Annotated in this window: 10 protein-coding genes; 4 read left to right on the top strand and 6 right to left on the bottom strand. The window is 43.7% G+C overall.

From position 1 onward, the window contains the following. Positions 1 to 19 precede the first annotated feature (19 nt). A complete protein-coding gene (locus G1O98_RS34175) occupies positions 20 to 907 on the bottom strand; it encodes a sugar ABC transporter permease (protein ID WP_163938054.1) in 888 nt (295 codons plus the stop codon). A gap of 236 nt (positions 908 to 1143) precedes the next feature. On the opposite strand from G1O98_RS34175, the gene G1O98_RS34170 reads away from it, so the two are divergent. Then, positions 1144 to 1434 carry a hypothetical protein gene (locus G1O98_RS34170; RefSeq protein WP_207794523.1) on the top strand — a complete coding sequence of 97 codons (291 nt, stop codon included), beginning with the start codon at positions 1144 to 1146 and terminating at the stop codon, positions 1432 to 1434. Between the two features lie 89 nt (positions 1435 to 1523). Here G1O98_RS34170 and G1O98_RS34165 read toward each other — a convergent pair whose 3' ends face one another. After that, a complete protein-coding gene (locus tag G1O98_RS34165; protein WP_163938047.1) occupies positions 1524 to 1862 on the bottom strand; it encodes a type II toxin-antitoxin system PemK/MazF family toxin in 339 nt (112 codons plus the stop codon). Beyond that, positions 1849 to 2073, bottom strand: a complete 225-nt coding sequence (locus tag G1O98_RS34160; RefSeq protein ID WP_163938044.1) for a ribbon-helix-helix domain-containing protein — start codon at positions 2071 to 2073, stop codon at positions 1849 to 1851. The genes G1O98_RS34165 and G1O98_RS34160 overlap by 14 nt, the downstream gene beginning before the upstream one ends. Positions 2074 to 2170: 97 nt before the next feature. On the opposite strand from G1O98_RS34160, the gene G1O98_RS34155 reads away from it, so the two are divergent. Then, entirely contained in the window at positions 2171 to 2485 is a 315-nt protein-coding gene (locus G1O98_RS34155; RefSeq protein ID WP_345940627.1) for a BrnT family toxin, read from the top strand. After that, positions 2448 to 2723 (top strand): BrnA antitoxin family protein, encoded by a 276-nt coding sequence (locus G1O98_RS34150; protein ID WP_163938041.1) that lies wholly within the window; start codon positions 2448 to 2450, stop codon positions 2721 to 2723. The genes G1O98_RS34155 and G1O98_RS34150 overlap by 38 nt, the downstream gene beginning before the upstream one ends. A 170-nt stretch (positions 2724 to 2893) precedes the next feature. Here the strand turns inward: G1O98_RS34150 and G1O98_RS41285 are convergent, their stop codons facing one another. Then, the gene (locus G1O98_RS41285; RefSeq protein WP_345940626.1) at positions 2894 to 6085 is read right to left on the bottom strand and encodes an SUMF1/EgtB/PvdO family nonheme iron enzyme; all 3192 of its coding nucleotides are present in this window, start codon (positions 6083 to 6085) and stop codon (positions 2894 to 2896) included. Between the two features lie 281 nt (positions 6086 to 6366). After that, positions 6367 to 6525, bottom strand: a complete 159-nt coding sequence (locus G1O98_RS34135; RefSeq protein WP_163938036.1) for a hypothetical protein — start codon at positions 6523 to 6525, stop codon at positions 6367 to 6369. A 97-nt stretch (positions 6526 to 6622) separates the two neighbouring features. On the opposite strand from G1O98_RS34135, the gene purN reads away from it, so the two are divergent. Beyond that, the gene (gene purN, locus G1O98_RS34130; protein ID WP_163938033.1) at positions 6623 to 7276 is read left to right on the top strand and encodes a phosphoribosylglycinamide formyltransferase; all 654 of its coding nucleotides are present in this window, start codon (positions 6623 to 6625) and stop codon (positions 7274 to 7276) included. A gap of 297 nt (positions 7277 to 7573) precedes the next feature. Here the strand turns inward: purN and G1O98_RS34125 are convergent, their stop codons facing one another. After that, complete coding sequence (locus G1O98_RS34125) at positions 7574 to 8992, bottom strand: aldehyde dehydrogenase family protein (RefSeq protein WP_163938030.1); 1419 nt, start codon at positions 8990 to 8992, stop codon at positions 7574 to 7576. Positions 8993 to 9142: the final 150 nt, after the last annotated feature.

The following is a 9142-nucleotide window of genomic DNA, read 5'->3' as shown; positions in this document are numbered from 1 at the left end:
CCCCTGCATCCTACCCCCCTCACTCGTCTTTCCAAGTTTGCAGTTGAAAATAAACTAATACCAGCGTCACTGCTAGTAACACCGTCGCGGCTGCTGCTGCATAACCAAAATCAAACTGACCAAAAGCCTCTTGATAAATGTAGTAAACCAGCAAATTAGTCGAATTCAGTGGGCCACCGCCAGTCATGACAAAAACTTGCTCAAAACTCCGCAATGTAAAAATCGCGGTAGTAATGACTGCAAATATCACAGTCGGGCGCAATCCAGGCAGAGTAATATACCAAAATTGTTGCCAAGCATTTGCTCCATCCAAATCTGCTGCTTCATAACGGCTCGGAGGAATTGCTTGCAAGCCTGCTAAAAAAACTACCATATTGAAACCGAGTTGTTTCCAAATACTCATTAAAATAATTACTGGCATTGCCCAAAATGTATCTCCTAGCCAAGGTATGGCTGGAATACCAAAAAAATCTAAAAGTCCGTTAACTGGCCCTGATGTTTGAAACAGCCAGCGAAATCCCAAACCGGCTGCCACAAGTGAAATAATTGAAGGTAAAAAGTATGCACTCCGCATGATGCCCCGCAAGGGAATAGAGCGGTTTAATAGCACAGCCAATCCCAAGGAAATAACTAGACTGGGAATAATGGTGGCAACAGTAAAATAAAAGGTGTTACCCAGAACTTGCCAAAAGTCGGGGTTAAGTAGCAAGCGCCAATAGTTTTTTAAGCCTATCCAATAAGTACCTTTTAAGGTGAAACTACCAGCAGTAAAGCTGAGGTAAAACAAATAGGCGATCGGCCAAATGATAAAAACGCCGAGTAAAATTAGTGCTGGTGTGAGAAAAGTCCAGGCAGCTACTGTATCATTATCCAACCACGACTTAGTAGTATATATTTTTTTTGACATATATAATTTTTCCTTTTAGCTGTTATTATCCTCCGCCCTGATTCTACCCTTAGCTTGGTTTTTCCTCGTGTTAGCGATGTATGCCAACAAGTCGCCTCGGTAATTGGCTTCTGGGAATGGCAGCAATTTTAATGCAATACTGCGTAGGTTTTGCCTAAAGAATAATAAATGTGTAGCGACTGTTTTAAAAGTCAAGCGTAGGCGTATACGCCTACGCTTCTTTGTACTTGATTGCGGTGCGACAAAGTTTGAAAGTACTCCAATACGACTTTCAAGTACTTCAACACGATTTCGGAGTACCTCAACACGATTTCGAAGTACCTCAACACGACTTCGGAGTACCTCAACACGATTTCGCAGTACCTCAACATGACTTCGGAGTACCTCAACACGATTTCGGAGTACCTCAACATGACTTCGGAGTACCTCAACATGACTTCGGAGTACCTCAACATGACTTCGGAGTACCTCAACACGATTTCGCAGTACCTCAACACGATTTCGCAGTACCTCAACAGAATAGCTGAACTTCTGAGGCGATCGCTTGGGTAAGCTCTTGGTTCATAATTACCTCTAGTTGGAGTCTTTACTTAAACATCGCTATTTTTCTGCAAACTCAAACCAATCCCAAATGCAATTTTAACGCTGCATCAATTAGTACCATCAAATCTGCGTTTAAACTACCTAATACTTCACCAGTAATTCGTTGCTTAGAAATTGTTCGCACTTGCTGCGCCTGTACTTTAGAAGGCTTCGTTAAACCACTAACCTCTGGATTAAGCAAAACTTCAAAGGGATAAACACGGTTCACATTAGAAGTAAGCGGTAAAATTGTCACAGTGGTAGCAGCACTATTACTTATATTATTGCTGACAATTAGCACTGGACGACGTTTACCCATTTCTGAACCCATCACCGGACTAAGATTTGCGTAATAAATATCACCACGTTTCATCTGTTAAACCATCTGCCACTGTCACATCCCAATCGTTATCAACTTCAGCAGACGCTTCTCGGTAAGCTGCCTCTAATTCTCGGTTTCGCAGCAATTCTAATGCTTCTTCAATTACTTGAGAACGAGATTTACAACCTTTATTGCGCTTGTAGTTTTCGATAAACTCCACTAAAGACGGTGGCAAGGAAATAGAGAGTTTTTCTACATTCATCTTCCTACCAATTAGTAGCAAAAATAATTCCTACTAATATCCTAGCTTAATCTCGTAGCCCAGCAGATCCGTTTGGCTAAGTGGCTGTAACTACAATTTGTCGTTACAATCAGGTAAGCGTAGCTGTATTTATGTGATGGAGTTTGAATGGGATGAAGCAAAACGTTTTACTAATCTTCGCAAGCACGGAATCGATTTTATCGATATCCCAGCAGTATTTGATGGAGACACGGTGACGGTTGAAGATGACCGCTACAGCTATGGAGAGCAGCGTTTCGTCACGTTTGGCTTGTTGCAAGGGCGAGTCGTTGCTGTTGTCCATACAGATCGTGATGATTTAACGCGGATTATTTCTGCAAGAAAGGCAACCAAATATGAGCAACGAATCTATTTCGAGCAATTCTCAGACTGATTGGCAACGGCTTGATGCTATGAGCGATGAAGACATTGATTTATCAGATTGCCCGGAAGTTACACCAGAACTGTTTGCCAAGGCTACAGTTAAACGGGGTTTACCTGCGGCAAAAAAGAAAGCACAGGTGACGTTACGCATTGACAGTGATGTATTAGAGTGGTTTAAATCGCAAGGACAGGGTTATCAAACGCACATCAATACCTTACTGCGAGCATATATGGAAGCTCATCGATAGTCAGTAAATCGATGCTGTGGAATAGCTGAACTTCTGAGGCATCGCTTGGGTAAGCTCTTGGTTCATAATTATCTCTACTTGGAGTCTTCGTAAGTCCTAATTTTTTTTCAAAAATTAGATCGTTCCGCTTCGCTACACTGAAAAAGGGTAAAGGAAAGAAGTATAAAGGGCTAAGGAGTCCTCCCAACGGCTGAAACGACAACCCGAAAACCAAGATTGCTGTGGATGAGGTCGCGCCCCACCCTAAAGTTGAGATTACGGGACGCGGAACGGCATTTTCCAGGAAGGTCGTACCAGGAACCGCCCCGCAGCGTCCGAATTTTATTATCATTATCTATCCATGCACTTCCATCACTAGGCGCTCCTTTATAGCTTTCATGCCAAGTATCTTGACACCACTCCCAGATATTCCCGTGCATATCGTATAATCCAAAGGCGTTGGGTGAAAAACTTCCTACTTCTGTTGTTTCTTGACGATTTTTTCCTTTTGGTGCAGAAGCATAAGTGGAATCTCCCTCATAGTTAGCTAACTCAGTTGTAATCGTCTCGCCGAAGTGAAATGGTGTCGTTGTTCCTGCACGACAGGCGTATTCCCACTCTGCTTCACTAGGTAGGCAATAATTACGCCCAGCCTTTTGACTCAGCTTTTTGCAAAATTCCACTGCATCATTCCAGGGAACTTGCTCTACAGGACGTTTTACTCCCTTGAATTTGGACGGAGTGCTACCCATTATTTGCTGGTACTGTTCCTGAGTCACTTCAAACTTGCCGATAAAAAAAGCAGGGACATTCACAACGTGCTGTGGTTCTTCATTTTTGGCTCGACCATTTTCACCGGGTGGTGAACCCATATTAAAAGAGCCTTCAACAATCTGAACCATATCTAAAGTTATGCCATTGCCTAAGTCCTCCTTAAAGAACTTAGCTTGCTTGTTAGGCTCTCGTTTAATTACCTGTCCCTTTTTATCTACCGTTACCGTTTCAAACTTAAAGAGAATATATTTCGGTTCAGCTATAGAGATAGTTGTTGATTGATTAGTAGGTTGATTAGCAAGTTGATTAGTAGATTTAGGTGTCGGTGATTGACCCTTAAAAATTTCATGACCTACTACTGCTGTCACCAAACCTACACTTCCGAAGCCAGCCCATTTCAAAAACTTTTGTCGGGTTATTCGCTCTTGAGCCGATTGAGTGGGTTGAGCAGAGCTTGACTGCTGAATTGGAGGTTTAATCAATTCTTGGCTTGCTACAACTCTGGTTTCAATTGCAGTGATGTCCATCTGCTGTAATTTTTGGCGATATTCTGCTTCTTCCTGCTGCCGTTGTTTTTCTGCCTCCTGCTGGTTTAGTCGTACAGCTTCTTCTTGTTGTTTTTCTGGCTGATGCTGCTGTCTGATTCTCTCTTGCTGTTTCCGGTATTCTACTTCTGAAGATGATTGAATAATAATTGCTTCGAGTGCAGAAATATCTGCATCATTTAGTTCTAAAATTCGTTGAAAACGTTGAAGTTCTTCACGAGTAACATCACTAGGAGGATATTCAAACTGGATCGACTCTCTAAACACCTCTTCATACTGTTGCAGCTTTTGCCGATGTTCCTCGATCGCAGCAACAATTGGATTTTCAATTGCAGTCACATCTTCAGCAGTCAGATTCAACGCTTGATGACGTTGGGTTAGTAGAGAGCGTTTAAAAGCCCTAAGCGGATATTCTTGCTGAACACCTTCTGTAAACTCTTGCTCATATTGCCGCAAGTTTGCTTGATGCGTTGCAATCTCCGCATTAATCCGCCTCTCGATCGCACCCACATCTCCTTCACTCAACCCCAACGTCTGCCAGGTTTCCTGCAACTGCTTTTGCGTCACATCATCTGGATAATGCTGGCGCTGCGTCGCCTTCACCAACGCCTGTTCGTACTGCTGGAGTTTTTGATGATAGCTTTGAATCTGCGTTGTGATTTGCGCTTCAATTGGTGCAACATCTACATCTGTCAATCCCAAGCGCTGCTGCTGTTGACGTAAGTTAGTCCGGGTTGCCTCACTGAGAGGATATTCTTGCTGCGTGGCAGTAAAAAACAGCCGTTGGTAGTCCTGGAGTTTCTGGTGATATGCCTCTACCTCAGCCGTAATCTGAGATTCGATCGCCGCAATATCTTCATTCGTAAGTTCTAATCGTTGCTGGGTTTGCCGTAAGCGATCGCGGCTTGCTGCACTTAGAGGAAACTCTTGTCGCAGTGCCGTTGTAAACGCTTGCTGATATGTTTGCAGGTTTTGCTGATGCGTCTTAAACCGTGCAGTCACCTGTGCCTCAATCGGCATCGTGTCCTCATTCCGCAGTCCCAAAATTTGCTGGAGATTTTGCAGATCGTGGCGATCGCTATCTGTAATCGTCTCATCTCGCTCTAGTAGCTCAGTGAACACCTGCTGATACTGCTGGAGTTTGTCGCGGAACTCATTGCGGTACGGTTCCAACACCTCATCTTCGACCGCTTTCGCCTCAGTTGTCTCCAATCCCAAGCGAGTCATGAGTACATCTAATGTACGACGACCAACAAAGGAAATTTCGCCTCGATGAATAAATCGCGCAACCTCTTTACGGTATCGCTGTCTGGGATCGCCCGGAGCTACCTTTGCCAGTCGAATTTTAAAACCTTCTCGAATTGCATAGATTTCCGGCTTCATTGCAGGTTGAACTTCTCGCACCTTCTGACTGGCGTACTCATGGAGTTCATCGATAGAGATAAACTCATCGCGATCGCGATCGGCTTCTCCAGACTTGATACCTTCAATCAAAAAGCGAGTGTAAATCGATAAATCTTGTCCCTCTTGCTCAAAAGAATATTGAGTTGAAGTAGAAGAAGTTAATACGGCTCGTCCTTCACCGCCCAACTGCTCCCGGATGTCAATTGTGCCGTCATCTTTGGCAGACATTCCCTCAGCAAACGCGCCACTAAAGCAGCTATCTAGGATAACCACCTGCCGACGGGAGCGGCTTTCGCTCATGCGATCGTGAATGAAATTGGCAGACACCGACGTTGAGCGAATCAATTCGCCCTGCTGCGTCTTACTGGTGTTGCGAGTCGCCAGATACAGCCTACCGCGATCGTCTTTGATGCCGTGTCCCGAAAAGTACAGCAGCAGCAAATCATCTTTGTGCCTACTGGAGAACAGCATTTCGATCGCCATTTCTACAACTTGTCGTTCAGGATTTTTTAGCAGGGTAATATCTGACGCGGCAAACCCGCCCATCTCGCTATGCAGCAGTACACCATACACTGCTTCCACATCTCTAACTGCACTGGGCAAAGGGTTCAGCCCTGGCTCATACTCACTGACCCCAATCAGCAACGCTACCTTCGCCATTTAATTTACCTATGCTGCGATCAAATCCTATGCGGCTTTAATCTCTGTATTGTTTCCTTTATACCAAGTTTTAGAATATTATTTCTATCAACCGGATTAGATTATAAGCTAAATTTTTAGAGCAAAATTTAATCAAGCGTAGGCGTAGCCCATCGTAGACATCGCAACATGGAAAGAGACACTGCTAAATTAAAGTATAAATCTTACCTCTTTATCTAAGAAAAATCCAGGCAGCTACTGTATCAGTATCCAACCATGACTTAGTAGAGCATTTCATTAATTCAGAACAAAGTAAATTTGGCAATACCCTGCAATGTTAATGCATTGGCTGACAATGCCAATACATCAGGAAACAATGCCAATGCATTGAGTAACAATATTAATGCATCGGTTGACAATGCCAATGCATCGGGTAACAATGCCAATGCATTGGGTAACAATATTAATGCGTCCCCTTGCATTAAACAAGCTACGCTTTTACACAAAAGTGTACGTGTTATATATTTTTCGCATCTATAATTTTCCTTCTTAGCTGTTATGACCCTCCGCCCTGATTCTACCCTGAGCTTGGTTTCTCCCAGTATTAGCGATGTTCACCAACAAGTCGCCCCTTTAAAACTAGGAATTATGGCTTCTGGGAATGGCAGCAATTTTGATGTAGTTGCTCAAGCTATTCAAGATGGGCAGCTAAATGCCCAAATTCAAGTTTTAATTTACAATAATCCCTCAGCGAAAGCAGCCGTCAGAGCAGCCAATAGAGGTGTAGAAGCTGTTTTATTGAATCACCGCAACTATAAAATCCGAGAAGAGTTGGATGAGAAAATTGTGCAGACATTGCGGCACTACGATGTGGAATGGGTGATTTTGGCAGGTTGGATGCGATTGTTGACATCAGTTTTCATTGATGCCTTTCCTAACAAAATTATTAATATCCATCCTAGTTTGTTACCTAGTTTCAAGGGAATCCATGCTGTAGAACAAGCTTTGGCATCTGGGGTAAAAATCACTGGTTGTACAGCGCATATTGCTTGTTTAGAAATGGACAGTGGCCCAATCTTAATGCAAGCCGCAGTACCAGTTTTGCCGGATGATACAGCAGAAACCCTCCACGCCAGGATTCAAATTCAAGAACATCGAATTTTACCATTAGCGATCGCTCTGGCAGCTTCTTCGTCAAAGTCATTTTTTTAAAGTAGACGCAAAGCGGTGAGCCAGTCCGGTGGACGGGTTCCCCTACTTGTAGCAACTGGCGCGACACAGAGAAAAGAAAGAGAAGGAAAACAATTGCTTAACTGAACTGTAGTCAATACTTCTCGGTTAAGCATTTTTAACTCGGAATCGGGTTTGGGGTAAAGGGTAAAGGGTAAGGGTTAAAGGTTTTTTCTTTCCCTTTTCCCTTTCCCCTTTTCCCCTTAACCGAGAAGTATTGGAACTGTAGTGGTCTATAAGTTTTCGTAACGTGTATTAATCCCTGGTTCTTCACAGTATTTATGATTCATTATCAAACCACCAAGGGTCATTAGTCGCGTTAGTTTTAATTAAAATAGCTTTTTTTCGCATGAAGCGTTTCAGCGCTGCTGCACCCATGCGCGATCCTCCCATCCCGGAGAATTTAAAGGCGTTTTTCTCTCCCTCGTGCATGATGGCTGTGAGTGCAGCATCGTTGATACTAATAGCACCTGCATCTATCTGCTGGACAATTTCTAAGGCTTCAGCTTCCGAGGCAAAAACAGCAGCACTTAATCCATAAATTGAATCATTTGCTAAAGATACCGCTTCTTCAACTGTGGCAAAAGGCATTATTGGCATAATGGGGCCAAAAGTCTCTTCGGTCATCACTTTCATGGAATGATTAACCTGGGTAAGCACTGTTGGACGACACCACCAACCCCCACCTAAGTCTTCAATTACACCGCCGCAGTGAATGACTGCTCCCTTTTCTACTGCATCTAGGAGATGATCGCTAATAATTGCGGCTTGTCTTTCGGCGATGATGGGGCCAATTTCTCCACTTTCAACAGTGGGGTAGGCTAGCCCAAGGCGATGCGCTTTGGCTACTAATTGATGGTAAAACTTTTCAAATATGGATTCAGCAACATAAATCCGCTCAATTGATAAGCACGACTGTCCAGTGTTGACGACGGAACCCCACAAGATTGCTGAGGTTGCTAATTCTAAGTTGGCTGATTCTAAAACGATCGCAGGATCTTTTCCCCCTAATTCCAAAAAAGCTGGAATAAACCGTTTCGCAGCCGCTTCTGCCACTTTTCGCCCTGTGGCGACACTACCTGTAAAGCATACTAAGTCTACATTATCAATCAAAATAGATCCGGTTGCGCCTGCTCCTTCAATAAAAGCTAAGACATCGCGCAATTTAGGGACGGCATTGAGTGCTGTTGTCAGTGGTGCAACGAAGCGGGGAGCGATTTCACTGGGTTTGACAATGACGGCACAACCCGCCAACAATGCCGGAATGGTATCAATAGTTGACAGCAACAGAGGAAAATTCCACGGGCTAATTATCCCCACTAGAGGGTAAGGAACGGAAGTTTGTTGCAAGGCGATAAATGGAATTGCTGTGTTTTTTGCAGAGTCTTGCAGCAATTCTGGTGCTAACCTGCACCACCGATCAATGCTAGAGAGGAAAGAGTCTATTTCTAATATTGAGGTTGATAATCTTCCCGTATCATTTACCAGAGCTTCCGTTAAGCGATCGCGCTCTGATAATATCGCTGCCTTCCACTGCTGTAAAGCTTCAATTCTCCCCTCTAAACCCAGTTTTTGCCAGCTAACTTGTGCCCGGCGCGATCGCTTGCATTGCTGTGCTAGCAACCTTGGGGGTGCCGGGATAATTACGTAGTCAAATTTGCCAGTTCTGGGATTACGGACTTCTATTGGTTTTGTCATTTGTCATTTGTCATTTGTCATTTGTCATTGGTCATTTGTCATTTGTCATTTGTCATTTGTCATTTGTCATTGGGCATTGGGCATTAATCAATAATTTTTCTTCCCCATTCCCCATGGGGAAGAAAAATTATTGATTAATGCCCAATGACC

It is taken from the genome of Nostoc sp. UIC 10630 (assembly GCF_010747425.1).
In the GTDB taxonomy this organism is placed as follows: Bacteria; Cyanobacteriota; Cyanobacteriia; order Cyanobacteriales; family Nostocaceae; genus Nostoc.
Note: the sequence above shows the minus strand (reverse complement) of the source record. Positions and strands in the feature narration are given on the sequence as shown.